This window comes from Shewanella sp. GXUN23E, from assembly GCF_050865035.1.
GTDB lineage: Bacteria > Pseudomonadota > Gammaproteobacteria > Enterobacterales > Shewanellaceae > Shewanella.
On record NZ_JBOZWP010000002.1, the window covers coordinates 82,726 to 109,464 of the forward strand.

General features: G+C 55.2%; 21 protein-coding genes. 2 read left to right on the forward strand and 19 right to left on the reverse strand.

Annotated features, from left to right (window positions below; genetic code table 11):
• Positions 1 to 134: 134 nt before the first annotated feature.
• The 3 genes from ACRRUX_RS02570 to ACRRUX_RS02580 form a co-directional block, all read right to left on the reverse strand.
• Entirely contained in the window at positions 135 to 2,372 is a 2,238-nt protein-coding gene (locus ACRRUX_RS02570) for an acyl-CoA dehydrogenase (protein ID WP_432526888.1), read from the reverse strand.
• 1,028 nt (positions 2,373 to 3,400) lie between these two features.
• Positions 3,401 to 3,796: a DUF4156 domain-containing protein gene (locus tag ACRRUX_RS02575; protein ID WP_432526890.1), complete on the reverse strand. Its 396-nt coding sequence runs from the start codon at positions 3,794 to 3,796 to the stop codon at positions 3,401 to 3,403.
• 283 nt (positions 3,797 to 4,079) lie between these two features.
• Positions 4,080 to 4,328: a GlsB/YeaQ/YmgE family stress response membrane protein gene (locus ACRRUX_RS02580; RefSeq protein WP_432526892.1), complete on the reverse strand. Its 249-nt coding sequence runs from the start codon at positions 4,326 to 4,328 to the stop codon at positions 4,080 to 4,082.
• 345 nt (positions 4,329 to 4,673) lie between these two features.
• Between ACRRUX_RS02580 and ACRRUX_RS02585 the strand changes: the two genes are divergently transcribed.
• The gene (locus ACRRUX_RS02585; protein ID WP_432526894.1) at positions 4,674 to 5,780 is read left to right on the forward strand and encodes a linear amide C-N hydrolase; all 1,107 of its coding nucleotides are present in this window, start codon (positions 4,674 to 4,676) and stop codon (positions 5,778 to 5,780) included.
• A 166-nt stretch (positions 5,781 to 5,946) separates the two neighbouring features.
• Here the strand turns inward: ACRRUX_RS02585 and ACRRUX_RS02590 are convergent, their stop codons facing one another.
• The 11 genes from ACRRUX_RS02590 to ACRRUX_RS02640 all read right to left on the reverse strand — a co-directional run bounded on the left by ACRRUX_RS02590 (position 5,947) and on the right by ACRRUX_RS02640 (position 20,477).
• Positions 5,947 to 9,699 (reverse strand): S8 family serine peptidase, encoded by a 3,753-nt coding sequence (locus ACRRUX_RS02590; protein ID WP_432526896.1) that lies wholly within the window; start codon positions 9,697 to 9,699, stop codon positions 5,947 to 5,949.
• Between the two features lie 769 nt (positions 9,700 to 10,468).
• A complete protein-coding gene (locus tag ACRRUX_RS02595) occupies positions 10,469 to 10,837 on the reverse strand; it encodes a hypothetical protein (RefSeq protein ID WP_432526898.1) in 369 nt (122 codons plus the stop codon).
• Positions 10,838 to 11,059: 222 nt separating this feature from the next.
• Positions 11,060 to 11,980, reverse strand: coding sequence for a manganese-dependent inorganic pyrophosphatase (locus ACRRUX_RS02600; protein WP_432526900.1), 921 nt, complete (start codon positions 11,978 to 11,980; stop codon positions 11,060 to 11,062).
• A gap of 277 nt (positions 11,981 to 12,257) precedes the next feature.
• Positions 12,258 to 13,385 carry an acyl-CoA dehydrogenase family protein gene (locus ACRRUX_RS02605; RefSeq protein ID WP_432526902.1) on the reverse strand — a complete coding sequence of 376 codons (1,128 nt, stop codon included), beginning with the start codon at positions 13,383 to 13,385 and terminating at the stop codon, positions 12,258 to 12,260.
• On the reverse strand, positions 13,382 to 14,707 hold the full coding sequence (locus ACRRUX_RS02610) for an acyl-CoA dehydrogenase family protein (RefSeq protein ID WP_432526904.1): 1,326 nt from the start codon (positions 14,705 to 14,707) through the stop codon (positions 13,382 to 13,384). The genes ACRRUX_RS02605 and ACRRUX_RS02610 overlap by 4 nt, the downstream gene beginning before the upstream one ends.
• Before the next feature lie 20 nt (positions 14,708 to 14,727).
• Positions 14,728 to 15,894, reverse strand: a complete 1,167-nt coding sequence (locus tag ACRRUX_RS02615; protein WP_432526906.1) for an acyl-CoA dehydrogenase family protein — start codon at positions 15,892 to 15,894, stop codon at positions 14,728 to 14,730.
• A gap of 13 nt (positions 15,895 to 15,907) precedes the next feature.
• Positions 15,908 to 17,107: a lipid-transfer protein gene (locus ACRRUX_RS02620; protein ID WP_432526908.1), complete on the reverse strand. Its 1,200-nt coding sequence runs from the start codon at positions 17,105 to 17,107 to the stop codon at positions 15,908 to 15,910.
• Positions 17,108 to 17,121: 14 nt separating this feature from the next.
• Positions 17,122 to 17,535 (reverse strand): MaoC family dehydratase, encoded by a 414-nt coding sequence (locus ACRRUX_RS02625; RefSeq protein ID WP_432526910.1) that lies wholly within the window; start codon positions 17,533 to 17,535, stop codon positions 17,122 to 17,124.
• On the reverse strand, positions 17,522 to 18,634 hold the full coding sequence (locus ACRRUX_RS02630; RefSeq protein ID WP_432526912.1) for an acyl-CoA dehydrogenase family protein: 1,113 nt from the start codon (positions 18,632 to 18,634) through the stop codon (positions 17,522 to 17,524). Before ACRRUX_RS02630 ends, ACRRUX_RS02625 begins: the two co-directional genes overlap by 14 nt.
• Before the next feature lie 9 nt (positions 18,635 to 18,643).
• On the reverse strand, positions 18,644 to 19,648 hold the full coding sequence (locus ACRRUX_RS02635) for an OB-fold domain-containing protein (RefSeq protein WP_432526914.1): 1,005 nt from the start codon (positions 19,646 to 19,648) through the stop codon (positions 18,644 to 18,646).
• A gap of 58 nt (positions 19,649 to 19,706) precedes the next feature.
• A complete protein-coding gene (locus tag ACRRUX_RS02640; protein ID WP_432526916.1) occupies positions 19,707 to 20,477 on the reverse strand; it encodes an SDR family oxidoreductase in 771 nt (256 codons plus the stop codon).
• Between the two features lie 145 nt (positions 20,478 to 20,622).
• Between ACRRUX_RS02640 and ACRRUX_RS02645 the strand changes: the two genes are divergently transcribed.
• Positions 20,623 to 21,477, forward strand: a complete 855-nt coding sequence (locus tag ACRRUX_RS02645) for an enoyl-CoA hydratase (RefSeq protein WP_432526918.1) — start codon at positions 20,623 to 20,625, stop codon at positions 21,475 to 21,477.
• A 262-nt stretch (positions 21,478 to 21,739) separates the two neighbouring features.
• Here ACRRUX_RS02645 and ACRRUX_RS02650 read toward each other — a convergent pair whose 3' ends face one another.
• The 5 genes from ACRRUX_RS02650 to ACRRUX_RS02670 all read right to left on the reverse strand — a co-directional run bounded on the left by ACRRUX_RS02650 (position 21,740) and on the right by ACRRUX_RS02670 (position 26,681).
• Positions 21,740 to 22,912 (reverse strand): helix-turn-helix transcriptional regulator, encoded by a 1,173-nt coding sequence (locus ACRRUX_RS02650; protein ID WP_432526920.1) that lies wholly within the window; start codon positions 22,910 to 22,912, stop codon positions 21,740 to 21,742.
• 78 nt (positions 22,913 to 22,990) lie between these two features.
• Complete coding sequence (locus ACRRUX_RS02655; RefSeq protein WP_432526922.1) at positions 22,991 to 23,944, reverse strand: electron transfer flavoprotein subunit alpha/FixB family protein; 954 nt, start codon at positions 23,942 to 23,944, stop codon at positions 22,991 to 22,993.
• A 45-nt stretch (positions 23,945 to 23,989) separates the two neighbouring features.
• Complete coding sequence (locus ACRRUX_RS02660; protein WP_432526924.1) at positions 23,990 to 24,739, reverse strand: electron transfer flavoprotein subunit beta/FixA family protein; 750 nt, start codon at positions 24,737 to 24,739, stop codon at positions 23,990 to 23,992.
• Between the two features lie 21 nt (positions 24,740 to 24,760).
• Entirely contained in the window at positions 24,761 to 25,870 is a 1,110-nt protein-coding gene (locus tag ACRRUX_RS02665) for an alkene reductase (protein WP_432526926.1), read from the reverse strand.
• Between the two features lie 28 nt (positions 25,871 to 25,898).
• Positions 25,899 to 26,681 carry an SDR family NAD(P)-dependent oxidoreductase gene (locus ACRRUX_RS02670; RefSeq protein ID WP_432526928.1) on the reverse strand — a complete coding sequence of 261 codons (783 nt, stop codon included), beginning with the start codon at positions 26,679 to 26,681 and terminating at the stop codon, positions 25,899 to 25,901.
• Between the last annotated feature and the right edge of the window lie 58 nt (positions 26,682 to 26,739).

Below are 26,739 nucleotides of genomic sequence, written 5' to 3' on the forward strand. Positions count from 1 at the left end.
GCTGACCTTCAACTGACTGGATAAGGTGAATCTCCCGGGGATAGCCACTATAAAAAAGGCCTCCCGAAGGAAGCCCTGATGCTACTGAACTGCAGCGATTTTGTCTATTTCGCCAATGCTGGCAGGCTCATGTTTCAGCCTGCAGCTTTGAGCTCTGGCTGCGGCTGAATGAGGTTTAGGTCAAAGTCGAATTCATCGACCCGGATCGCCCGCTCGCGCTTGATATTATAACCTTGCAGTTGCTTGGCTTCGTCGTTGGTGATCACCCCGGCCGCCAGCGCATTGTCAATGGTCTGAGCGAAGCGAACTCCGGCGCGCACCTGCTTTTTACGCAGCGCCTGCTTGAGTTTCGCCAGCAGATCCAGACATTCCATCTTGGCCAGATACGCCTGCTCGTTGATGTCATTGCCATCACCGGCGATGGGGCGTATAAGCTGTGTCAGTTGCTTTTTGATGACGGTATTCATTTGTGCAGCTTCAGCCAGTTCGCGTACCAGATCATCACTGATTTTCGGCATACGGCGACCATAGGTGACGGTCAGCAGCTTCATCGCCTGACGGGTCGCGCCGGATGGGAAGTTATCCAAGAAGTCGTGAATCGCTTTCTCTGCCTGCAGCAGTGACCAGCGGGTAGCGTAATGGAAGTAAGGTTCTGCTTCCAGACGGGCAGATTCGGTGACTTTGGTTTCAAAGTAACGAATGGATGCCATAGCCGCATACAGGTAGCTCATTACATCCCCCAAACGGGCCGACAGCATTTCTGCCTGCTTGAGTTTGCCGCCCAGAACCAGCAGCGAGAAGTCCGCATACACAGCCAGTTTTGAGGCCAGCTGCTTTACTGCTTTCTCATAAGGCTGTACCTGCGGCAAACGGGACTCGGCACTAGCGGTGAATGGCAGCAACCCAAGGCGGAACGCCCGCAGACTGTTACCTACGCTGTAACCCACAGTTTTGGTAAGAATACCATTAAACTGCTTGTCAGCCTTGGGGTCTTCACTGTGGATAGATTCCACCATGGACTGCAGATAAGGATGACAACGCATCACCCCCTGACCGAATATCATTAGGTTGCGGGTCAGAATGTTGGCCCCTTCCACGGTAATGGCAATTGGCTGCGCCACATAACCGGAAGACAGGGTATTTTGCGGTCCACACTGAATGGCTTTACCCGCCTGAATATCCATGGCCGATTCCAGCACATTACGGCCGATTTCCGTCATATGATACTTGGCAATGGCGGTCACCACTGAGGGTTTCAGACCCAGTCCCAATCCTTCTGTGGTCAGCACCCGCATGGCTTCCTGCAGATAGGTCTTTCCGGCGATATCAGCCAGCTTCTGCTGAATACCTTCAAACTTGCCAATCGACAGGCCAAATTGCTCACGCACCGCTGCATACTCAGCAGAGGATTTGAACGAGGCCTGAGACACGCTGACGCCCAGCGCAGGCAGCGAAATACCGCGCCCAGCACCCAGACAGCTCACCAGCATCTGCCAGCCACGGCCAATGTTCTTCTGGCCACCAATGATGAAGTCCATGGGAATAAACACATTTTCGCCACGGGTAGTACCGTTGTAGAAACGCACGCCCATAGGGTCGTGACGGTTACCCAATTGCACACCTGAGTGGGATTTGGGGATCAGCGCACAGGTAATGCCCAGCTCAAAAGTATCGCCCAGCAAACCATCGGGATCCTGCACTTTAAAGGCCAGGCCCAATACTGTGGCAATCGGCGCCAGGGTAATGTAGCGCTTGTCCCAGGTTACACTCAGACCCAGCACTTCCTCGCCCTGATACATGCCTTTGGTGACCACACCTATGTCGGGGATCCCGCCGGCATCACTGCCCGCTTCTGGGCTGGTGAGCGCAAAACACGGAATTTCATCACCAATCGCCAGGCGTGGCAGCCAGTAATTTTGCTGATCACGGGTACCGTAATGCATCAAGAGTTCGCCGGGCCCCAGTGAGTTGGGCACCATCACAGTCACTGCCACGGCACTGCTCTTGGCGGCGATGGTGGCAACTATGGTGGAGTTGGCATAGGGACTGAACTGCAAGCCACCGAATGACTTGGGAATAATCAGTGAAAAGAATTTGTTTTTCTTGAGGAATTCAAGAATGTTCTCGGGAATATGGACACGACTCTGAATATCAAAGTCATCCACCATCGCCAGCAGCTCCTGCACCGGACCATCGAGGAATGCCTTCTCCTCTGCTGACAATTTGGCATCAGGTATGGCGCGCAGCGAATAGAAATCCGGCTTGCCCTGATAGATGGAACCTTCCAGCCATACATCACCGGCGTCCAGCGCTTCCTGCTCTGTGGTGGAAATGCTGGGCAATATCTTCCTTAGTTGGGTTCGTAAACTCATATCCATTACTCATCTGACCAGAACACACATGTCAACATTACGACACAAAACGCGACCAAGTTCAAACAATTTAAACATACGTTTGATTTATTTTTAATAAACGCGCAGGGACACGCATCCAGTAGCACAGTTAACTAACTGTTAAACCAGAATAACAACTAAAAATAAGTCGATTTTCAGGGCTGCTAAGAACCGGGATATTCGGGACGGTTGGGAACCGGATAAGACAATATTGGTGTTACTGATAAGGAAATACGGCTCACACCTGTTATCTGAAAAAAGCGCAAATATACCCAAGTGAGTGGGACTGCACCTGCATACGCCCCCTCGCCCGGGAATTCAATGAAAGTGATTGGATAACCCCAGCAAATTCACAGTCGTTAATTGAAATAGGTCGAAGGAAAAGCGCGTGACGTCAGGCTAAGTGCCAAAGTCGCTGACGCTGCAGGTTATTAACAAATAATGCAGCTCTCAGGTGACAGCACCAAGGGTTTGGTCAGCGTGGCGCTTGCGCAAAAAATAAGTCATCAAAAAACAAGTTGCATAAATAGTTCTGATCTATGCAAATTCTTTGGTATTACCCCCGTAAATTTTTTAACCGCCATTCAATTTTGTGCATATATTTTCAAATGTTGAGGGGGTGCTGATAAATTATCCAGCTCGTGCCTGGTGCCATAAGCGATCAACAGACAGCGGTTGCAGGCCTGCACTTTGTTTTTTGTACACCTGATTCATTCTGTAAATTCCGACCGTTTTCGTTTTGACCATTATTGTCACCATTATCATTTCGACCGTTTTTGGTGCTGCCCCCCTGCAGACATTTTGTCATTCCTGCAATGCAGGTTGGTGCAGAGCCAAATTGCAGACGGCCAGTTTCCTCCTTCAACAGGCAGCATGCACAAAAAAAACTGCCCAATGGTAGGTTTTCCAGGATAACGAGCAGAACAAGCTGAGTAACTTATAAACGTCAGCGTATTAAAAGTCGGCTTATCACAACCGGACAGCTCAGTTACTCAGCCCCGGTCATTTTAACTTTCTGGCGCCAGAGTAGCAGGTGCGACGACAACCTGGTCGGATGGAGCAGATTGATTGCCAGGCTGGCAATCATAAGCATTGCCCATCATGGTGACTGAACCCAAAAAACCAAATGGTTTGAACAGGTAAAGGGTATCGGCGCCTTTGTCCGCAGCCTTTATCCGCATTTCATTAAGGGTGCCCCACACCATGTCCCGGTCCGCATGCAGCCAGTAATCATAGAAGTGGCCCTGGGAACCTATTACTGTGCCCTTGTGTTCACATCCTTGAATGGCCTGAGTATCATCCCAAACGACTTTAACCTGCTCAGACTCCATAGTCGGGAAAGTAATACAGGCCGTCAGACTGACAGACATGGCCGCCATGAGGATTGCTTGTTTGAGTTTCATGATTCTCCGCGAAACATCTGGTGAAAAAACGGCGGCGAGTGTATGTGCAAAAGCCCGGGATTTAAACCCAGGCTTTACGGTTTTGCGATCCTGACCTCGTTGTCTTTACGTGCAATAAATCAACCAAAGCCGGCCAGGGCTTGCAAAGAATGTTCGCAGGTAAGCCGTTACCGGTATCGACTTAATCCAGGTGGCGCCAGAGCGCAACTCACAACGGCAAACGCATAAACCGAATCTCAAACAAGGTGTAATCAGGAACTGATCACTACCTGCGCCAGCCGGCTCAGCTTTTCAGTTTGGAGGCGATAAACAGTAACACCACGGCGCCGAGCGTTGCGCTTATGATCGAGCCGATAAAGCCCGACGCGGCAAATCCCAGCAGCCCCAGTAACCAGCCTCCGAGGAACGAGCCCAATATCCCAATCAGGATGTTCATGCCGATGCCAAATCCGCTGCCGCGCATCAACTGACCTGCAAGCCAGCCGGCAATGCCGCCTATCAGTAAAAAGATGATCAACGAACCAATACCCATATCCCCTCCGGAAAGTCACAATCCAATAATGCTGAATAATTCCTCAACTTACGCAGACTCCTGTGTCATCTCAATGACTTCAACCGGACAATCAGTGGCGTGTCAGTTTGCTTATCTCTATCAGATTGAAAATAAATGAGATTATCGAGTAGATTCAGGCAATTAAATTTAATTTAAGTCGCAGCTATCCGCCTATCCGCAAGCTCATAACGGGTATAAGGTCCAGTCTGAATGAACATATGTTTGTCACTCTAGGATAGGGATGCCATTTCACTTTTGAGATTCCCGACTTAGTATGTTTAAGCACCCATAACAGTTACTTGCTTCACTGACGAGGATTGATTGATGGCCACCAAACCTTTTACTGCGAGTCTGATTGCCTTTGCGCTGGGCGCGGCGCTGTCGGGCAACCTAGCCCAAGCCTGCACCGGCATCAGCTTAACCACCCAGCAACATGCCAATATTCACGCCCGCACTATTGAATGGGGAGAAAATGACCTCAACAGTAAACTCATCATCGCCCCCAGGCACTATCAGTACGCATCGACGTTACCTGATGGTCAGTCCGGGCTGGGATGGCAGAGCAAATTCGGTTTTGCCGGGATCTCTGTGTCTGATGACAGATTTATCGCTGAAGGGGTCAATGAAGCCGGACTGACTGCCGGCCTTTTCTACTTTAAAGGCTATGGTTCACTGGCAGAGTTTAACCCCAAACAGATTAGCGACAATATTACCGATATGGACTTTGTCCGCTGGATGCTCAGTCAGTTCAGCACGGTCGAAGAAGTCAAAGCAGCACTGGCCAGTATTAAAATCGTCCCGGTTTATATCGATGACAAAGGTAACCCCTCTCCCACGGCGCACTGGCGGGTAACCGATACCCGGGGCAACAATATCGTTATTGAGATAGTCGACAAGGGCAAAATCAATATTTACGAAAACCCGGTGGGCGTACTGACCAATTCACCGGATTTCCCCTGGCAGGTAACCAATCTGAATAACTATGTCAGCCTCAAGCCAGGTACTGCGGGAGCGGCTAAATTCGGCGAGTATGAAGCTAAATCCTTTGGCGTGGGGACGGCCTTTACCGGATTGCCCGGGGATATCAGCCCGCCGGCCCGATTTGTGCGCGCCGCGTTTTATGTCAGCACTGCGCCAGTGCTCAACACAAATGAGCAGGCCGTGTCTCAGGCGTTTCACATTCTGAATAATTTCGATATTCCCATAGGCACCGAATTCAGCCCGGAGCACAAATCCCATATCCCAGACTTGCCCAGTGCAACCCAGTGGACATCAGCCATCGATCAGCAAAACCGTCAGTTCTACTTTAAAACCATGCATGACAGCCGGATCAAACAGGTCGATCTCAACAGCATCAATTTCGATGCGTCTGATGAACTCAAACAGCCGCTGGATACTGGCGGTTTCAATGTCGACAAACTGTCATTTTGATCTGCCGAAAGGCTGAAGTGATGGCATTGCCGCAATACTGAACGGTGCCTGCATTAGCGGTTAACTGACGGGTAACGAGTGCCGCGAGATAACCAATAAAAAGCCCGCGAATTGATATCGCGGGCTTTTTCATGACGCTTATTGGCAGTCAGTTAAACGCTCTGGATCAGAACCTGATGGATGTTGAGTCAGTCAATCCAACATTATCAGTTACTTCCAGTGTCACTCCGGACGCCGAGCCGCGATAGATCACAATACGGCCTTCGCGCTGCTCACCATTGTCGAAGGTCCAGCGATGTCGGGTAACCGCGCCGTCCGCATCGGTACTGAGCGATCGGAGAATATGCATGCCACCAAAGAAGCTGCCATGCTGGATTATCGCCTCAGGCGGCGAACTGACGATCACCTGGGCATTATCCGCGTGACTGTCCAGACGACCATCGGAGGCAACCACGTTGAATCTCAGTCGGGCGGCCGAAGCCGGAGCAGTAAAGCTGATACTGTTGTCATTCTGAGTGAAACTGACCGCAGGTCCGCTGATTTGGGTAAAGGTGTAAGTCAGACTATCACCTTCAGCATCGCTGCCCTGAGCCGTCAGCGTGACCATGCTGTTGGTGGCGGTCACAATCCGGTCTTGCTCAAACTCAACCGTTGGCCGGGTATTATTCACTGTGACGGTGAAATCAGCAGGCTCAGACCTATTACCCAGGGTATCTATGGCGACCACGCTGCCGGTCATGGTGTCAGTGGTCTGATCGATCACCTTACCTGGAGCAACTTTCAATGCCCCCTGATAGTCCACTTCCAGCAGATCTGAATTGCTGCTTAACATCTCATAGTCGGAAATCGGACTGGAGATAGCATCATCATCGACGCCGTTGAACCGCGCCACCTCGGTGCCACCTGTGCTGCCTTTATCAACAGATGCGGTGAGATCATCCACCCTTGGGGCAGAGTTGGCATCCGGGCTCATATTAAAGGTTAATGCCACGCCGCCCTGATCTGACAGCAGCACATAACCTTGACCTGAGTAGTTATCGCTGAACAGTGCCGTTTCGCCGCGAGCCAGCGAATCAACCGGATTACCGGTATCATCAAACAGGTTTACCTGAGTACCGCTTGGCTGCAGGGTCACGGTCGCGGTCAGCTCATCACCTTCTCCGGACGCTCCCTGCAGGATCCAGGTGTCTTCCTCAACCCGGAAACGAACATCCACTTCCCGGCCCAAATCGCCTGCAGTCAGCCCCAAATCCCCGAAACAGGCGTAACTGCCCAGGAAATTGTTACCTGGGATATGCAGCACTTCCCGCACAAAACCTCGACTGGTTGCCGGATAAGGATGAACAAACATCCGCGCCCGGTTATCACCGCGAACAAACCAGGAATAGTTGATTGAGCCAATCTTGTAATCCCAGGTACCATCCCTGTCCAGGTCAAAATCGACGTTATGGCTGGCGACCAGTGGGTGCAGTATGGGATCACGCATGTTAAAGGTGTTGACAATCGCATAGCCGCCGCTGCATGAAGCCAATTCAATGACTTCCAGCGAGCCGCTGAGCAAATCGTGACGTCTGTCCGGGTCCAGCGGATCGACAGCCGTCAACGGTGCTGCGTAGACATTGGTCATGTCGGTCGCACCGGTATTGGTCACACTGCGTACCGATGCGCCTTCATAGCGGGCAATTCCGGTAGTGGCCTGCGCTTCAGCTTTGGGCAGAATGTGGTAAACCAGCTTGAGCGCTTCTTCATTGCCCTGCATAAAGCGCACTGTGCCATCGTACTCAGACAGTGTCAGCGCCTCGGTTTGACCGGCCACATCTGTGTTGCCGGCTATCAATCCCCAGGGCGGCAGCAGTGACATATCCAGCTCAACGGTGACCTCAAATTGTGCCGTCCCCCCGCCAGGCACAGTGACACTGTCTGGCATCGAGACTGTCAGCGCACCCGAATCTGCATCATTGGCAAATCGCTGTTGCCATTGCAGCTGATAGGTTTCATCCGCGCCGGAAAAGTTTTTCAGGGTCACGGTTTTGGTCAGGGATTGGTTGTGAGTGCCCTTCACCAAACCAAATGCCAGCGCGGCCTGCTGGGTATCACTGTCCCAGGCGATCACCTGAGCATTGACTGCACGCTCAAGGTCCACCAGACCGGAACCGATATAACTGACCGGCGCCAGTGCAACTCCCGGCTGTTGCGCCGGTGGCTTAACATACACGTCACTGTTGGCGGTATTCATCAGCGTCGCTTTGATTTCAAACGCGTTTCGCTGCGGGAAGGTCTCCCGCACTATACTGACTGCGCCCGCCGTGATCGGAGAGGAAAACGAAGTGCCTGAGATAGGCGTCAGTCCATCCCCAAGCCCGGGCTCGGCGGTAAGAATGCTGACACCCGGTGCAGTAATTTCAGGCTTAAGCAGGCCGCTGACCGACGGGCCGCGGGAGGTAAAGTCTGCAATGCCGCCTGCCAGTATCACGGTTTGAGAGACCACACTGTAATCTGCGGTATTGCTGTCGATGGCATCTTTCAGCAGATTGCCGTCAGCCAGCGACACCATCACAGAGGGGATGGCAACGTCGGGATCTGAGCCTCCCATCGCGAAAGGCGGTGTGGGCTGGTTGTTGGCGACCACCACAAATGGCGCGCCTTTAGCCTGGGCATTGAGCACCTTTTGCGTAAAATTACAGCCGCCCCGGTCAACAAGCACTGCGGTATTGCTGAAATCCACATCATCGCCGAAGGCATTACAGCCGCTGGCATTATCTGATGGAAACACCAGGGGCGTGGTGTCCGCATCGAAGGCGAAATCATAGCCCGGGTTAAATCCGGCACCGACCGCTTCAAAAGGCGTACCGCCAAGCTCGGCATCCACCCTGCCACCTTCGTTGGTCGGATGGGTCATGGCGCCAACTGACAAAGCATTCTTCGTGGTACTGGGGCCGCCGACCACAAAAGGACGGGGACCATCGTTACCGGCGGAGATCACTACGTTGATGCCCTGCTCCACCATTTCGTTGATCAGCAACTCGACGGCATCACCATCATTGTCACCAAAAGCGCCACCAAGGGACATATTGACCACATCCACGTGATCTGAGGTATCACCGTCACCATTGGGATCCATCGCTGCTTCAAGGGCGTTGAACTGCGCCAGACCCGGACAGCCACCGCGGCACACGCTGTACACATAAAACTGGGCATCCACGGCAATACCGGCGACCGAGTGCGTCACATGGGTTCCATGATTGGTGCCGACATCCAGCGGATTGGGATCATCGGCATAGAAATCATAGCCGCCAATCACTTTGCCCTGAGGCCAGGCTGGCTGCACATCCGGTGTCTGTGAGGCGGTGACATAATCAGCCGGATCACCTGAGCCACCGATGGCTGCGTGGGTAAAGTCGACCCCGGTATCGAGCACTGCCACTATCTGGCCCGCGCCGGTAGCGCCACCGGCCTCGCGCACCCCTGTGGCGCCGATATAGTCACTGCTGGCAGCGACATGCATTTGTCTGTCGTATACCGGCAGGATTTTTTTCACTTCGGGCAGCTTTTTCAACGCCATGATCTGACGATGATCACCGGACACAATCAAACCATTGACCAGTTTGCTGGTGGCGGACATTACCGTCACATCCGCGGCCTGACGGCTCATAATGCTGCGCATTTTTGCCTGAGATGCGAGCACATCCTGCATCGCGCTGGCGGCGTCTTTGGTGGTTTTGCTTCTGAGTTGTTTGCTGACCGACTCCTGCTCCAGTACAACCAGCCAGGCAACCACACCTTCTGCGTCTTTGAGCACCGATTCTTCAGCGGGGGATTGCTGTAAATACTGTTCGATTTGATACTTATCCACCACAGAAGCATTGACCAATCCGGTCATCAGAGCGGTGGATACAGCGATGGTAAGCTTGTTAAACATGCCAACTTCCTTTTTGAATTATCAGATTAAGGAAAATCAAGCACTCTAATACGGCTCATTGTTAGATATGTAATACAGGTTTTCCGGGTCTTATTTATGCTTGTCTGCAAATACCACTTTGCATCCGCAATAAATATTGACAAGGGACTGATGTTTATTCAATGGTTTTATTGTGAATCGTTTATGATTTGCTACAATCCAATTGTTATTCAGTCTGTTACAGACATTGTTTTGTTTGACTTGATAAATCCACCAGGGAGTTTACTACCCATTGATTTATATGGCCATTTTGAGTGCGACTTGTTGCCGGTGAAATAATTAGTATTTTATTACTATTACGATCATTAAAAACCGACACCAAAGTATAGATAATTAACAGTGCAGTTCTGTGGCATCTTTTTTATAAGCTAAGTATCAAGTGCCAGATATATAACGAAGCCGATAAATTCAACAATAACAGCAGTATTTATATTGCTGAATATCAATCAACTCAGGACAGCCGCTTCCCGCTATGATGGAGTGTAAACTTGACAGAATGGCGGTATTTGGCAGCCATTGTTGTCCAACTGAACATGCAGTGAGTGAGCAGAGTTGAGTATCGAGTGTCTGGTGAACCGTACTTGTCAGTGCTGATTACGACCGGCGTATTCACTTGGTTACGATAAGGTTTTGTATGGTGTGACTTACGCCCTATTAGTCAGGTTGTTTTGGGCATTGCCATCTCGGCAGAGTTTGTCCCGATTCTGGCGCGCTCAGGCAGTTATCGCGATCAGCTGGCGCCATAGAAAGCGACACTGATCATGCCGGCGGCAAACCAGGCAAATGTGGCTGCCAGCCGCCTGTATCTTATCTGACGTCGGAAGATAACTGTTGAATTTGCGGTGATTTGCCTGAGATCTCCGGCGACAAATCGCTCCAGCGTCAATATTTTCAGCTCCCTGGTTGGCATGTCCTTTGCCGATAACGTATTGGCAGATGGATAAAACTGCGCTGCCTGACGCTGTAATTCCTGCCAGTCATCTTGGCAATGTTGCGACACATGCCGGCACAGGGCATCGGCGAGGGATTGCATCCAGCGCACATAGAGTGACAGCACCAGCAGTGATAACAGGATAAAAAGCAAAATGGCGTTCATCATTCCCTGATAGCCTTAATGAGTGTGGGCGATTGAGTGTTTATAGGTCGACTTCGGTCGTTATAGCGCGCAATCAACAGCAGCCATCTGCTGCAACATGCAGTGAGTTTGCCTTTGGATAAACCCGGCTTGCATTGATTTTTGACAATAAAAACAAAGAAGCCGGCGTATGCCGGCTGCTTATCAGTCAGGCCAGACGAATGTATCTGGCCATCATATTGGGGTTCAGGCAAAAGCTTCCTGCAGTGGCGGAACAACCTGCTTCTTGCGGCTCAGTACGCCGTCCAGCCACACGCGGCCATTTTCAGTGGTGGCGCCATAGGCACGCTCGATGATGGCAACATCATCGGACACGACCAGCAGCTCAGAACCTTCCTTCATGATGTCGGTCAGCAGCAGCATCACAGAGTGACGATCGCCCTCCTGCTTCAGGGCGGCGATGTCGGCTTCCAGCTCATGCTTGATGGCGTCAAATACAGACAGATCGATCACTTCCAGCTGACCGATACCCACCAGTTTGCCGTTCATGTTGAAGTCTTTAAAATCGCGCATCACCAGATCGCGTACCGGCGTGCCTTCAACAGCAGATTTCACCTTGAACATTTCCATGCCCAGCGCGCGGAAATCTTCAACACCGGCGATATCAGCCAGCGCTTCCACGCAGCGGATGTCGGCAGTGGTGCAGGTTGGTGACTTGAATACCACGGTATCAGACAGGATGGCGCACATCATGATGCCGGCAATCGCCTTGGGGATCTCGACACCGTGGAAATCGTACATCATCTTGATCACAGTGTTGGAGCAGCCAACAGGACGGATCCAGCATTCCAGTGGCGTGGCCGTGGTCAGATCGCCCAGCTTGTGGTGGTCAACAATACCCACTATGGTCGCCTGCGCGATATCGTCCGGAGCCTGAGTCACTTCTGAGTGGTCAACAATGTAGACCTGCTCACCGGCGTAGCTGTCTTTGTACTCAGGCGCCTGCACGCCAAAAGTATCCAGAATGAACTGAGTCTCAGGAGAGATCTCACCCAGACGGGTAGCAACTGCACTCTCGCCAATCTGGTTTTTCAGGTAAGCCAGTGCGATGGCACCACAGATGGAATCAGAATCTGGGATCTTGTGTCCCACAACGTAAATAGGCATGGCTCAATCTCTCTATAAATATCGGCGCATCTTATCACAATCCCGGGCAAACATCCGTGGATGACGGTGCCTGCTTCAGGTTTTCAGACCGTGGATTCTACAAAATTTTTCAAATGAACAAAATCTTAAGTGAGCAGAGTCAGCAAAATTAGTGACAAGGCGGAGTGACAAAAACAGCTAAAATGCCAATAACGGACTTTCCAAAAAAAACAAACCGGAGCCAAAGCGCCGGTTTGTCGGTGTTCACCCAGTGAGCTGGGCAGACGCAAAGCCAGCGTCAGGCGGTGAGCTCATGGTATCGCGCGGCCAGCCAATCCCTGTCCCCCAGCGCCATCTGTGCCACCCGGATACGTTTAAGATACAGCCCGACATCCAGCTCATCGGTCACCCCGATGCCACCGTGCATCTGCACTGCCTCAGTGGTAATCCGATCTGCAGCCATGCCAGCTTTCCATTTCGCCAGTGCGATGGTTGCTGCGCGGTCCTGCGCACTGGCGCCGCTGTCAATTGCAGCCAGCGCCCCCATTAACGCACTTTGGGCCAGTTCAAGCTCCACAAAACACCAGGCAGCCCTGTGCTGCAGCGCCTGAAAAGTGCCAATCTGCACATCAAACTGTTTGCGGGTTTTCAGATAATCCGTGGTCATCTGCAGCAAGGCCTGACTGGCACCGAGCATTTCCGCCGCCAGACATACCCGGCCCAGATCCAGCGCCTGCTCCAGGGCGCAGCGGCAGGCATCCGGCTCAGCCGACAACCGTGCAGACTGAGGCAGCTGCACATGGCTCAGGGTCACAGTGGCGCAATTGCGGCTGTCGATCAGGGGTTGCGCCTGTATCGCGACACCGTTACTTTGCGCTGGTACCAGAAACAGTGCCTGCTCACAGTCCAGCAGCGCTGCAACCAACAGAGCATCGGCGCCAATACCATCAAACACCAGCTGCTTGGTGCCACTGAGCTGATAGCCAGCGGCAGTCTTTTGTGCCTGACAGGCCATTTTGCCGGGATTGAATCTGTGGTGCTCTTCCAGTGCCAGTGCCAATCGCCGCTCACCGTCCATCAACCCGGCGAGCCACTGCTGTTTGATGGTCTGACTGCCGAGCTGCTCAAGCAGGGAGCCACACAATACCACTGAGGATAACAGCGGCGTCGCCGTCAGATGCCGTCCCAAGGCCTGAAACAGTGCGCCCATGCCCTTGTAACCAAAAGCCAGACCGCCTTCACTCTCGGCAAACGGAATGGCGGCCCAGCCCAGCTCCACCATGGACTGCCATAGCCCGGCGTCAAACCCCAACGGCTCGCCCCGGTCGCGCAGCTCGCGCTGGGCGGACACAGGACTGTTGCCTGCCAGAAATTCGCCAGCGGTATCTGCCAGCATCTGCTCATCCTGAGAATAACCAAGGCTCATTGTCCACCTCCCGCCTGACCTGACTGTTTACTGCCGTTCGCATTGCCATTATTTGCATTGCCATTAACAGTGCTCTGGGCTGGAGCCTGATATTTGAGCTCCGGCAACTCCAGCACCCGTTTGGCAATGACATTGAGCTGCACTTCAGAAGATCCCCCGGCAATGGTCTGGGTAAAGCTGTTGAGCCAGGCTTTGGTCAGCTTCAACTCCTGCGCGCTGCTGCAGGCGGTACCCGGATCAGTGCGATTTTCCGGCATGGTTCCCAACGCGCGGTAACCCATGGCATCGAGCAGCAACTCGAATTTCACTTTTTCCTGCTCGGTATGGACCAGCTTCATAATGGACATGGTGCCGAACACATTTTTGCCGCTGCGAGCCTCCTCGCCCATGCGCTGCACCGTCAGGTTATAGCAATGCTCATCCATGGCCGACTCCACCGCGCGTTGGCGCAGGGCGATATCCGCCGCGTCACTGCTGTCATTACAGGGCAGATAATCGCGGATTAACGCCATCAGATTAAAATGGGTGGGCAAACAGAACTGACCGAATTTGGACATGGCGCTGCGCTCATGCTGCAGCAGTTTTTTTGCCAGCGTCCAGCCGCCATTGAGTGGGCCGATAAGATTGTCTTTGGGCACTTTGACGTTATCAAAAAACACCTCACAAAAGGTGGATTTGCCGCTGATCAAATCAATCGGTGCCACGGTGACGCCCTCGGCGTGCATATCCAGCACCAGCAGTGAGATCCCCTGGTGCTTGGGCGCCGAGGTGTCGGTACGCACCAGCGCATACATGGCATCGGATTTATCGCCATAGGAGGTCCAGATTTTGGCACCATTGACCAGGAAATGATCTCCCATATCCACGGCACTGGTGCGGATCCCCGCCAGATCAGAGCCGGCATTGGGCTCGCTGAATCCCTGACACCAGCGCTCCTCGCCCCGGCACATGGGTTTAAGCAAGCGCTGCTTTTGTGCTTCGCTGCCATATTCCAGCAGCACAGGACCAAGCATCCAGATCCCCAGATTGATTTGCGCCGGACGGCAGCCAAGGCGCAGCATCTCCTGCTCAAGGATGGCTTCTTCTGCCGCGCTCAGGCCGCCACCGCCATATTCCACCGGCCAGGCCGGGGCAAACCAGCCTTTGTCGCGCACCCGCTCAAACCACTGCTGCTGATCCTGTGTTTTGAAAGCGACCTGCTTGCCGCCCCACACCATGTCATCATCCGCCATTGGGGTACGCAGCGAAGCCGGACAGTTATCCTCCAGCCATTGGCGTACCTCAGCGCGAAACTCAGTATCAAAACTTGCTATTTGCGTCATCTGCATCTCCTTTGCCCCGCTTATCTGGCACGGGGCAAGCCCAGGCCAAACTGGGCGATAAGCTCGCGCTGAATTTCATTGGTGCCGCCGCCGAACGTCAGGGTCACCGAGGCGCGCACTTCATATTCCAGCTCGCCTCCCAGCAGTGACGCCGCGCTGCCTTCTCGGATCATGCCGTTGGCACCCACGACATCCTGCAATTTGCGCAGCACTTCAATCGCCGATTCACTGCCGTATACCTTGGTGATTGAAGCCAGTGCCACTTCCATTTGCCCGCCTTCCAGATCGGCGGCAATGCGAAAGTTAATCAGCCGCATGGCTTCCAGGCGGGCATAGCACTCAGCCATGGCCGCGCGCACCCAGGGTTTATCCATCGCCCGCCGCCCCTGCTCGTCTCTGGCTTTGGCCCACAGCAGCACCTTGCGATACAGTCCGGCTACTTTGTCAGACCAGGATCCCAGCCCCAGCCGCTCGTGATTGAGCTGCGCGGTGATCAGTTTCCAGCCGCCGTTAAGTTCGCCCACCAACATCTCTTTGGGCACTTTGACATTGTCATAGTAGGTCGCCGCCGTGGGATTGGAGCTGGTTGGGATCACCGTATGGGAGAAGCCCGGCTCGCGGGTGTCCAGGATCATGATGGACACCCCTTTGTGACGTGGCAGCTGTGGATCCGTGCGCGCGGCCAGCCAGATGTAATCGGCACTCTCGGCGCCTGAGGTCCACAGCTTGTTGCCGTTAACCACAAAGTGATCGCCATTGTCCCTGGCTGAGGTTTTCAGCGTGGCCAGATCAGAGCCGGCATCCGGCTCTGAGTACCCAATGGCGAAGTTGATTTCGCCCCGGGCGATCCCCGGCAGAAACTTCTCCTTTTGCAGCTCGCTGCCGTAGGTCATCAGCGACGGCCCCACGGTACTGATAGTCACAAAAGGCAAAGGTGCCCCGGCGATATTGGCTTCTTCAAAAAAGATCAGCTGCTCAGTGGCCCGGTAGCCCTGACCGCCAAACTCTTTGGGCCAGCCAACGGCCAGCCAGCCATCTTTACCCATCTGGCGGATCACGGCGCGAAACTCATCACCGCCCTCTTTACCGCGCAAACTGGATTTGAGCTCAGGCGTCATCAGATGGCTGAAGTAATCCCGCACCTTGAGACGCAGCTGGTGCTGCTCTTGTGTCAAATCAACAAACATAGCGCCTCCTTAATTACAGTCGGGTGTCTGCCGCGCCCAGAATAAGGCCACTGGTGGGCACCCCGGTGCCGGCCGTGACCAGCACGTTGCGTACATCCGCGACCTGATTGACCGCCGTGCCGCGCACCTGACGCACCGCCTCGGCTACGCCATTCATGCCATGAATGTAGGCCTCGCCAATCTGGCCGCCGTGGGGATTAATGGGCAGTTTGCCGCCGCGGGCATGGTGACCTGCGCGAATAAACTCCTTGGCCTGGCCCTTGTCGACAAAGCCGAACTCTTCCAGTTGTGGCAGCACGAAAGGCGTGAAATGGTCATAGATGATGGCGGTCTGGAAATCATCCGGCGTTAAGCCGGACTGGGCATACAGTTCGCGCGCCACCACGCCCATCTCGGGCAGGCCGGTGATATCATCGCGGTAATAAGCCGTCATCACCTGAGTGCCGTCGGCAATACCCTGGGCTCCGGCTTTGATCACCACAGGCTTGACGTTCAGGGTATTGGCCCGCTCGGTACTGGTGATCACCATGGCCACCGCGCCATCAGATTCCTGACAGCAATCGAGCAGATGCAAAGGCTCGCAAATCCAGCGAGAAGCCTGATGCTCCTCAAGAGTGATTGGTTTTTGATAGAAAAACGCATTAGGGTTGGTGGAGGCAAAATCCCGCGCCGCCACCGCCACCCGGCCAAAATCCTCTGAGGTCGCGCCATATTCATGCATATAACGCTGGGCAAACATGCCCACCCAGGCCGCCGGGGTATGGAACCCATGGGGCATGTACCAGCCGTAGTTGACGTTCTCAAAAATCGGGGTCGAGGCAAAACCATAGCTGCCAGCACCGAAGCGATACCAGGAGCGCTCATTCATGGCGCGGTACACCACCACGGTTTTGGCGACCCCGGAGGCCACCGCCATGGCAGCATGCATAATGGGGGCGCAGGCCGCGCCGCCACCGTGGGGAATTTGCGAGAAAAACTTCACCTCTTTGCAGCCCAGCAAACGGGCGATTTCATACTCTGGCACCTTATCCACCGAGTAACTGCAAAAGCCATCGACCTCAGCAGGATCTATGCCGGCATCCTTAAGCGCAGCCAGTGTCGCTTCCATCGCGAGTCTGAGCTCAGTGCGGCCGGAATTTTTGGAAAACTCAGTCGCGCCCAGTCCCACAATCGCCGCCTGACCGCTGATATTTCTGTCCATTACACTTGTCATTTGACTGTCCTCCCTCAGCGCGGCAATGTCAGGCTGACGCTGCCACTCACATGGGTGCCCATGGAGTTTTTGCCCGCCAGGCTCACGGTGATCCGGCCGCTGGCCGCATCTTTTTCTGTCACCTCGCCGGTCAGTTTCATGGTGTCGCCCGGATAATTGGGCACCCCAAGTTTGATCTTCAGATCGCGAAAACGCGCCTGCGGCCCGGCCCAACGCTCAACAAACTGCTGTACCAGCGCATTGGTGGTAAGAATGTTCATAAACACATGGGGCGAACCCAGCGCCTGCGCGGCATCCTTGTCATGGTGACCGGGGAAATAGTCGCGGGTGGCGATGGCGCCGCCGGTGATCAGCGCAACCGTCACCGGAATTTCCATCGCCGGCAGTGCATCGCCCGGATGGGTGTCATTGAAATTAATGGTTTTCATCGAGGTCATATTTCCATCCAAGCTTGTCGTTATCGTTGAGCCAGTCGCCCAGCTGTGCCAGCGTTTCGCCGCTGCCGCCCAAAGCCAGCCTGATGGCCCGGCTCCAGTACAGGTATCTGTGAATGGGATAGCTGATATCCACACCAAAACCACCGTGAACATGCTGCGCCTTGTGGCCGATATAGTGACCGGCTTCGGCGGCCTGATAGGCGCAGGCCAGCGCCTCAGACTCGCAGCCAAGCCCGGCATCCAGCCGGTAAACCAGTTGCCACAGGCAGGAGCGCAGCGCTTCCAGTGCCACCCGGCAATCGGCCATGGTCATCTGCACCGCCTGAAATGCACCAATGGCACGGTCAAACTGACGCCGTTCGCTGATGTACTCCACCGTGCGAACCAGCTGACGTTCGCTCACCCCCAGCTGCAGTGCGCACAGGGCGGCGATGGAACGGCCGTGCAGCCAGTCTGTGGCATCGCAGGCCAACAGGTTGACCGCAGGCACAGACACCTGGCTGCAGTGCAGAACTGCCAGCGCTTCGCCCTGGGTCATCACTCCATCAATGCGCTCAATACCCGAAGTTGCCAGCGGCAGTACCAGTAATCTTGACTCACCATCGAGCAGCACCTTAATGACAGCCGCCTCGGCGCCGCCCGCTTCTGCCACGGCTCTGATGGTGCCATTGAGGATCAGCGATTCGCCCTGCCAGCAGGCAGGCACAGCCTCAGTCGCCGGATCTGTGAGGGTCAGCAGATTGGCCCCTTCCGCAGCGGTCAGTACCAAAGGCAGCAGCGCCTCAGCGCCAAACTCAGTGATCACGGCTGCCGCCAGTTGATGACGCCACAAAGGCACCATCCCAAGTGAGCTGCCCTGGGCTTTGAGCACCAACATCAGCTCTGTCATGCCAAGGCCGCTGCCCCCCACGGACGGCGGGATAAACAAACCATGCAAGCCGGTTTCCACACAGCTCTGCCACAGCTCATGCATACGGGTAGCACCGCTGTCGGTAAATTCGCGCAGAGACTCATCGCTGCAGCAGTCGTCAAACAGGCTGCAGGCCAGCTGCTCAATGGCACGCTGATCTTCATTCAGTGAAAAATCCATCGTGCCTCCTTAGGCCTGCGCCGGGGCAATAGGGCTGGCAACAGGCTTAAATTGCGGCAGCGTCAGTTCTTCATCGAAAGTCTCGAAGCACACCTCGAGCGCCATGCCGATCTGCAGCTGATCTTTGGTTACCCCAATCAGGCCAACCGGCATACGAATGCCCTCTTCCAGCTCGACCAGCCCAATGGGATTGGGATACTCAAACGGCGGCACTTCCGGGTAATGCATCACCACAAAGGAATACAGTGAGCCTTTGCCGCTGGCGATGTGATAATCAAGCTCAAAGGAGTGGCAGTGCATGCACACAGGTGCCGGAGGGTGCTGCAGTTTGTCACAGGCCTGACAATGCTGAATGCGCAGCTCGCCCTGCTCACAGCCTTCCCAGAAAAAGCGGGTATCATCACTGATCCCGGGCTTTGGCCGTTTGATTTTGGCTATGCCGTCGTCGGCGGTGGTCTTGGGGGTGACCGGATTGGCCGGTTTGAACTTGAATACCCGAAACAGCAGCTCACCAACCTGTTCATCACAGCCGTCAGTTCCCGCGCCATTCATGGAAAAGTAGGTCATCACCAGGGTGACAAAAAAACCTGTGCCCAGCGCCGTGACTTTTTCCTCGCTGATAGCGTCAAAACGGGTGGTGTAATACAACTTCTCGCCCATCTTCACATACCGCTCGAAAGTCAGCTCAGAGTTAACCGCCACCACAGAGGGGTAGCCCTGGGCTTCAATCAGTTTCAGCACGGTATAGGGATTGTCCTCGGTGGAGCCGGGGGCGTAACTGTCGCGATAGAAACCGGCCTCACACCAGCTTTGCAGCATGGAAGGCGGCGCCACCAGTTCGCCGAATTCACTGCGTTTGGCATAGTCGGCATCGGTATACAGGGGGTTATCAACGCCCATGATTTCGCACCACTGGCGCACCATGGCGGGATTGACTTCGTCCCAGGCGATGATGCGGCCATACTGCCGGCCGACCATCTCGCGTATTGGTGTTAACCATTCATAATCTGCCAAGGTCTTTCTCCTGAGGTTATGGACGTCCGTCCCGGTGAACTGTTAATCGTTGAATGAGTCATGCGTTGGCATTGCTGGCCGCCAGAAAAGCCGGCATTTCACCGCCGCCATTGAGCAGCAAATTGCAGCCGCTGGCGTACAGGCAATGTTCGGATGACAGGTAAACGCAGGCTTTGCCGATATCCTGTGGTTCGGCCATGCGTCCAGCGGGTATGGTGGCGCTGACCGCCGCAATGCCGGCGTCATCACCGTAATGCAGATAGGATTGCTCGGTTTTGACCAGTCCCGGGCTGACCGCCGTCACCCGTACTTTGGGCGCCCACTCCACCGCCAGCGATTGCACCAGCGACAAAATGCCCGCCTTGGCCGCGCCATAGGCCGCAGTGCCGGGCGATGGCCGCAGTGCACTGATACTGCCGATGAAAATAATGCTGCCGCCGCTACTCTGGGATTGCATCAGGGCATTGGCCCGCTGGGCCATGTTTAACGGCGCGATAAGATTGAGGCGCAAAATGCTTTCGTGGAAACGCGCAGATGCTTTGTCTGCCAGCGCAAACGGGCTGCCTCCGGCGTTATTGATTAGCACATCGAGGCGGCCAAATTCCTGCTCAATGGCGTTGAAAAGTGTGTTAATGGCGTCAGGCTCACGCACATCACAGGCGATAAACAGCGCCTGCCTGCCATCACGCTCAATGGTCTGCTCCGGCGCCTTGCGGCCACAGATAACCACAGTGGCTCCGACGCTGAGAAACTCCCGGGCAATACCTGCGCCAATCCCTTTGGTACCGCCGGTCACCAGTACCACTTTGTCCTTGAAATCAAACTTCATTGCGCTGTCCCCTGAGGCTTTCTGACATGCCTTTGATGTCTGACATTCTGGCTGCAGGGCGGCAAGCACATCTTCGTCTGAATGGACGATGAGCCAAATTGCCGGGCAACGACAATGGAAGCAGAGTCAATCCAGAGACAGATTTATGAGTCCTAATCCTCCCACCCACAGCGCCACGAGCCTAAATGAGGTTCGCCCCAGCGCTAATGAAGGCGACACTGTTAAATCAAGTGACACAGTGCTGCTGAGTTTTCCCGACCCCGGAGTCGCCCTGCTGATCCTTAATCGCCCCCAGGCCACCAATGCCCTGAGTCTGGAGCTGCAGCAGTGTCTCGCCGCCCATTTCGACGCCCTGTCGCGGGATGATGCGGTGCGCTGCATTGTGCTGACCGGTGGCGATAAGGTGTTTGCCGCCGGAGGCGATATCACGGGTCTGGTGGATGCCGACCCGATAGAGATCTACAAACGTCATACCGAGCGGCTGTGGGCACCCATTGAAAAATGTCCCAAACCGGTGATCGCGGCGATTTGTGGCTACGCCTATGGCGGCGGCTGTGAACTGGCGATGCATGCCGATATTCTGATCGCCGGGCAGAACGCCAGCTTTTGTCAGCCGGAAATCGCCATTGGCATCATGCCCGGCATCGGTGGTACCCAGCGACTGCTCAGAGCCGTCGGCAAGACCAAGGCGATGAGCATGGCGCTGACCGGACGACCGGTCAGCGCGCACGAAGCTTGGGTGGCGGGGCTGGTGAGTGAAGTGTGTGATGATGACAAAGTGCTGGATACCGCCATCAGCACTGCCAGGCGCATCGCCCGTATGCCGCCGCTGGCGGTCGAGCAAATCAAAGAAGTGATCCTCGCCGGCATGGATGCGTCGCTGGATGCCGCCATGGCACTGGAGCGTAAGGCCAATGCCCTGCTGTTTGCCACCCGCGACAAGACCGAAGGCATGCAGGCGTTCTTGCAAAAGCGCTACCCGGAATTTAAAGGTGAATAAGTTTGTCGGTAGGTATCGCTGTCCGTTACTTTACGACTCTGTGCTGGGCCGAACTTTGCTATCAAATATTTTGTTCCATATTAATGCATTCTGAAAGGCAAACCACCCAGAACTCCAGTTAGCTATGAACAATTGAAGCTCAAAAATTTCACAGCAAACAATGACAAATCACTGATAACAAAAGACCGGCGACTGCCGGTCTTTGATTTTTGTATGCATTGGTGACGTGTCCGCTCTGCGCGTGGCGCTGAGGTGACACCATTCAGCCCGGTGGTTGGCTGTCGGTGTAACTCAGCGGTGCGACACTATTGAGAAAAATCCGCACCAGCTCGGTTTGCCGCCGCACGCCAGTTTTGGAGAAGATCGCCCGCAGATGCGCCCTGGCGGTATTGCGGCGGATATTGAGCGCCTCGGCGGCCTCCTCCAGCGACAGGCCGTTGGCCAGTTGCAGTGACAGCGCAGTTTCTGCCGGCGTCAGCCCAAACAGCTTCTTGGCCACATCACTGGATGCCTGGGACTTGGCCACCGAGTCGCGGATATACACCACTGCCTTGCTCTGGCCTTTATTTTCCGCCCACACCGGACTTGGGATCACCTCAATGACTATGCCCAGATTCACCTCGCCCGAGGGCCGGGTCACCGACATGGCTTCCGGCAGCGCCGGTTTACCTGCCTGCTTGGCATTCTCAAAGGCGTTCTTTATCAGCAGCTTCAGCTCGCGACTGTCACTCGGGTAGGTCGCCGTCAGCTTACCGGCTACCACCTGCAGGCCATCGCCACTTTCCAGAATCTCCCGGGCAAACACATTCTGATCCAGGATACGGCCGGTTTCATCAATCTGCACAGTGGCAATCGACAAACGCCCAATCGCCTGGGAATACATAGAGCCAATGGAATGACTTCTGTCCAGTTGCAGATGGATTGCCAGCGCCCGTTTCAGGTGCGGCACCAGAAACTGACACAGGGTCTTTTCTTCAACGCTGAAATTGGCTGCGGCTTCCGGTCGGGTAATGCGGAATCTCAGGCTGCCCACTTCCGGCGCCGAGATATCCACCGCCATCACGTGATATACATCGTTGGCTTCACACCAATGCTTGCGATAGGCGCTGTCGCGCCACTGACTATCTTCCATCAGATCGTCCACGGTAAACACCATGTCCGGCGGCTGATCAGCAAAAGGCGTCAGATTGTGGCGATAAGGCAGGTACTGCACCCGACCTTTGCCATTGAGGCTGCCCCCCACGGCAATCATCAGGCCCAGATCATTTTCATCATCTTCGGCGGGCAGCTTGAGGATCAGGGTCACAAAGTTGGCCTTGAACAGTTCCCTGAACTCTTCAAGTGGCTCAGCCCAGCTGATGTTGTCCCTGGCTGCGTCGTATATTTTTTCTATGAGGCCGTTATAGCGCTCGAGGTCCATGTTGATATTTGCCAATGCATCCCCCTGGTTATTATTGTGTGCAAGGATAGGCAAGTGCAGCAACGCCACTGGCGGCTGCACGTCTCATCATGTTTATGCAAGACACTCGGTCAGCTGAGGCACCAGCTCGTTGAGGTCACCTTCCAGACCATAATCGGCAATCTGAAAGATAGGCGCATCCGGGTCCTTGTTGATGGCCACAATCACCTTGGCATCACTCATCCCGGCCAGATGCTGAATGGCTCCGGAAATCCCCACCGCCAGATAGAGTTCCGGCGCGACTATCTTGCCGGTCTGGCCGACCTGGTAGTCATTGGGGACATAGCCTGCATCCACCGCAGCCCGGGAAGCTCCCAACGCCGCGCCCAATCTATCGGCCAGGGGTTCAAGCAAGCGTCGGTAATTGTCACCGCTGCCCATGCCACGTCCACCTGAGACTACAATCGGCGCACTGGCCAGCACAGGTCGATCGGACTGGCTGAGCTCGCGCCCAATCAGCGTGGATAACCCGCTGTCCGGCTGTCCGTCAATCCGGGTCACACTGGCCTGTCCGGTCAGCGCCACCTTATCAAAGGCGGTGGGCCGCACCGTCAGTACCTGAACTGGGTCCAGTGACTCGCATGTTAACATGATGTTGCCAGCATATATGGGTCTGACATAGCTGCCAACCCCATTAATTGCTGTAACATCAGAAACCTGCGCAACATCCAACAGGGCTGCAATTCGGGGACAAATGTTCTTGCCCAGACTGGTGCTGGCAGCGATAACTGCCTTAATCCGGCGGGATTCGACCAAATCCACTACCAGACCGGCGATATTTTCAGCAACAGCGCCAGCATAGTGAGGCGCATCCACCCACAGCACTTCATTCACGCCTTCTACACTGGCGCAAGCGCTGACGGCATGGCCCAGCTCATGACCGGCCAGCAGCAGCTCAATATCAGCCTGTCCGTGCGCTGCCGCCAGCTGTTTGGCCGCCGCCACCGCGCTTAAGGTAGCATCCGCCAATTGTCCGTTGTCCAGCTCAGCGATAACCAGAATGTTCATGTCAATTCTCCATCGTTCCACAAAACTCACCCTTGTGGTGTGAGCTCACAATACCCGCGCTTCATGACGCAACTTTTCGACCAGCTCCGCCACGTCTGCAACCTTGATACCACCACTGCGCGCCTTGGGCGCGGCATAGTTGATGGCGCGGATGCGGGGCGTGATATCCACGCCAAGTTCGGCAACACTCAGCACATCCAGCGGCTTGCGTTTGGCTTTCATTATGTTTGGCAGCGAGGCATATCTGGGCTCATTGAGGCGCAGATCGCAGGTCACCACGGCCGGCATGGCAAGTTTGAGGGTTTCCAGACCACCGTCGATTTCGCGGGTCACTGCGATTGAATCTGCCTGTGGCTCAATACGCGATGCAAAGGTGCCCTGGGGCCAACCCAGCAGCGCAGCCAGCATTTGCCCGGTTTGATTGCAGTCATCATCAATGGCCTGTTTGCCCATGATGATGAGCCCGGGCTGCTCACGATTGGCTAATTCTTTCAGGCACTTGGCCACCGCCAGTGGCTCAGCGCCATCGGCACATTCCAGATGAATGGCGCGATCGGCACCCACGGCCAGCGCGGTGCGCAGAATGTCCTGACAGCCTTTGCTGCCCATGCTGACCACCACCACCTCATCGGCCTTGCCCGCTTCCTTGAGACGCACCGCCTCCTCCACCGCAATTTCGTCGAAGGGATTGATGGACATTTTGACATTGTCCAGCTCAACGCCTGAGCCGTCGGATTTCACTCTTACCTTGACGTTGTGGTCCACCACACGTTTTACCGGCACCAAAATCTTCATGGGTTATTTCTCCTTAAATTCTCAGGCAAGTTCGGTTGCACCGATGCTGGCGCTATCGCAATTGGGATAGTCGTTGTAGCCCTTATCCCCCGGGGTATAGAGGGTGCGCCGGTCAAAATTGGCCAGCGCCCGGCTGGCGGCAATGCGCGCCACCAGATCCGGATTGGCAATAAAATGGCGGGCAAATGACACCGCATCGCCCTGACCGCCAGCAATCGCCTGCCCGGCGCTGTCGGGTTGGTAGTTGTCGTTAAGGATCACCGGCCCGTGCCACAGCTCACGTACCAGTGCGATGGCATCCAGTGTCGGCAGTGGCGAGCGCATTACATGCACATAAGCAAGTGGCAAAGCAGCGATCTGCTCGAGCAAGGCGCGATGGCTGGCCTCAGGGTCGGTATCCGCGGTGTCGTTATAGCAATTGCCCGGATTTAACCTGACACCAACCCGGCCAGGCCCCAGTTCGTCACACAGTGCTATCAAACACTGAGCGGCGAATCTGGCGCGATTTTGCGCTGTGCCACCGAACTCATCGGTGCGCTGGTTGGTGCCGTCACACAAAAACTGCATCGGCAGATAGCCGCTGGTGCAGTGCAGCTCGACCCCATCAAACCCGGCCTGGCGGGCATTTCGCGCCGCCTGACGAAACACCGCTATTTGCTGCCACACCTCATCAGTGCTCAGCGCCCTGGGCATGTCAAAGGGCTGCATACCGGCAGCATCGGTGAAGATCTCACCATTGGCGCAAATTGCACTGGGCGCCAGATGATCTGTGTCTGGCCCCTTAATCCAGTGACTGCCGATCCGCCCGGCATGCATCAGTTGCAGCACAATGCGACCACAGGCGTCATGCACCGCATCGGTTACCTGTCGCCAACCGGCTATCTGCTCCGGGGTTTCAATCCCGGGCTGACGGCAATACGCCTGACCGGCACGGCAGGGCCAGCTGCCTTCGGCGATAATCAGGCCCGCAGTGGCTCGATCCCGGTAATGCTGCACCATGGAGGGTGTTGGCACGCCCTGCTCATCGGCGCGATTGCGGGTCATGGGCGCCATCACCACCCGATTGGCCAGCTCAAGGGCGCCGAGCGTCACTCTGGTCAGCAACGCTTTGTTATCAATTGCAGCCTGCATCTTGGTTATCCTTATCAGTCCAGCGCGATCAGTCCAGCGCGGTAATCAGCGTGGCGCTGCGACCACCGTCCACCGGCAGGCTGATGCCGGTAATGTAGGAAGCGTCATCGCTGGCCAGAAAGGCAATGGCGGCGGCCAGTTCTTCCGGCCGACCGACCCTTTTCATAGGGATCAGCCGCTCGGTGCCGGCGCGGGTCGCCGCATCAGCCAACATGTCCCGGGTAGCCGGCGTCTCCACTACGGCCGGCACCACCACATTGACGCGGATATTGTCCATGGCGACTTCTGCTGCTGCGGCGCGGGAGAAGTTGTTGATGGCGGCTTTGGCAGCGCTGTAGCCTGACATCCAGGCGGTGCCCAGCTCGCCGCAGATGGAGGACACATTGATAATCGCGCCGCCTTTGCCCTTCATCAGACGAATGGCCGTGCGGGTCGCCCAGAAGGTGCCATCCACAGAGGTGGCGAAGTTGGCGTGCCAGTCTTCAGTACTCATCTCTTCGATGCTGCCCCAGGTGTAAGCCATGGCATTGTTGATTAGAATATCCAGCCCATTATAGGTTTTTGCGGCCTGCTCGATGGCGCCGGTCAGTGCTGCTTCGTCGCTGACATCCGCCACGATGGCGCTGGCGATACCGCCGCGAGCCTGAATACCGGCAACGGCTTCATCGAGCAACGCCTGACGGCGTCCGCAAATCACCACGCGGGCGCCTTCTGCGGCCAGCCGTTGGGCGGTTGCCAGACCTATGCCACTGCCACCACCGGTGACAAATGCGGTTTTTCCCGCCAGCCGTTGTTGAAATTCCTGTGTCATCACTGCTCTCCTGCATGCTGTTGTTTGGCAAAGGGAGCCGTCGGCGCCCCGCGGTAGT

Excerpts from the sequence above, each read along its gene's own strand:
- ACRRUX_RS02605 (WP_432526902.1), bottom strand. The coding sequence starts at position 13,385 with ATGAGCCTTGGTTATTCTCAGGATGAGCAGATGCTGGCAGATACCGCT.
- ACRRUX_RS02610 (WP_432526904.1), bottom strand. The coding sequence starts at position 14,707 with ATGACGCAAATAGCAAGTTTTGATACTGAGTTTCGCGCTGAGGTACGC.
- ACRRUX_RS02645 (WP_432526918.1), top strand. The coding sequence starts at position 20,623 with ATGAGTCCTAATCCTCCCACCCACAGCGCCACGAGCCTAAATGAGGTT.
- ACRRUX_RS02580 (WP_432526892.1), bottom strand. The coding sequence starts at position 4,328 with ATGGGTATTGGTTCGTTGATCATCTTTTTACTGATAGGCGGCATTGCC.
- ACRRUX_RS02615 (WP_432526906.1), bottom strand. The coding sequence starts at position 15,894 with ATGTTTGTTGATTTGACACAAGAGCAGCACCAGCTGCGTCTCAAGGTG.
- ACRRUX_RS02655 (WP_432526922.1), bottom strand. The coding sequence starts at position 23,944 with ATGAACATTCTGGTTATCGCTGAGCTGGACAACGGACAATTGGCGGAT.
- ACRRUX_RS02625 (WP_432526910.1), bottom strand. The coding sequence starts at position 17,535 with ATGAAAACCATTAATTTCAATGACACCCATCCGGGCGATGCACTGCCG.
- ACRRUX_RS02670 (WP_432526928.1), bottom strand. The coding sequence starts at position 26,681 with ATGACACAGGAATTTCAACAACGGCTGGCGGGAAAAACCGCATTTGTC.
- ACRRUX_RS02600 (WP_432526900.1), bottom strand. The coding sequence starts at position 11,980 with ATGCCTATTTACGTTGTGGGACACAAGATCCCAGATTCTGATTCCATC.
- ACRRUX_RS02570 (WP_432526888.1), bottom strand. The coding sequence starts at position 2,372 with ATGAGTTTACGAACCCAACTAAGGAAGATATTGCCCAGCATTTCCACC.
- ACRRUX_RS02590 (WP_432526896.1), bottom strand. The coding sequence starts at position 9,699 with ATGTTTAACAAGCTTACCATCGCTGTATCCACCGCTCTGATGACCGGA.
- ACRRUX_RS02640 (WP_432526916.1), bottom strand. The coding sequence starts at position 20,477 with ATGAAGTTTGATTTCAAGGACAAAGTGGTACTGGTGACCGGCGGTACC.
- ACRRUX_RS02575 (WP_432526890.1), bottom strand. The coding sequence starts at position 3,796 with ATGAAACTCAAACAAGCAATCCTCATGGCGGCCATGTCTGTCAGTCTG.
- ACRRUX_RS02595 (WP_432526898.1), bottom strand. The coding sequence starts at position 10,837 with ATGATGAACGCCATTTTGCTTTTTATCCTGTTATCACTGCTGGTGCTG.
- ACRRUX_RS02585 (WP_432526894.1), top strand. The coding sequence starts at position 4,674 with ATGGCCACCAAACCTTTTACTGCGAGTCTGATTGCCTTTGCGCTGGGC.
- ACRRUX_RS02620 (WP_432526908.1), bottom strand. The coding sequence starts at position 17,107 with ATGACAAGTGTAATGGACAGAAATATCAGCGGTCAGGCGGCGATTGTG.
- ACRRUX_RS02660 (WP_432526924.1), bottom strand. The coding sequence starts at position 24,739 with ATGAAGATTTTGGTGCCGGTAAAACGTGTGGTGGACCACAACGTCAAG.
- ACRRUX_RS02665 (WP_432526926.1), bottom strand. The coding sequence starts at position 25,870 with ATGCAGGCTGCAATTGATAACAAAGCGTTGCTGACCAGAGTGACGCTC.
- ACRRUX_RS02630 (WP_432526912.1), bottom strand. The coding sequence starts at position 18,634 with ATGGATTTTTCACTGAATGAAGATCAGCGTGCCATTGAGCAGCTGGCC.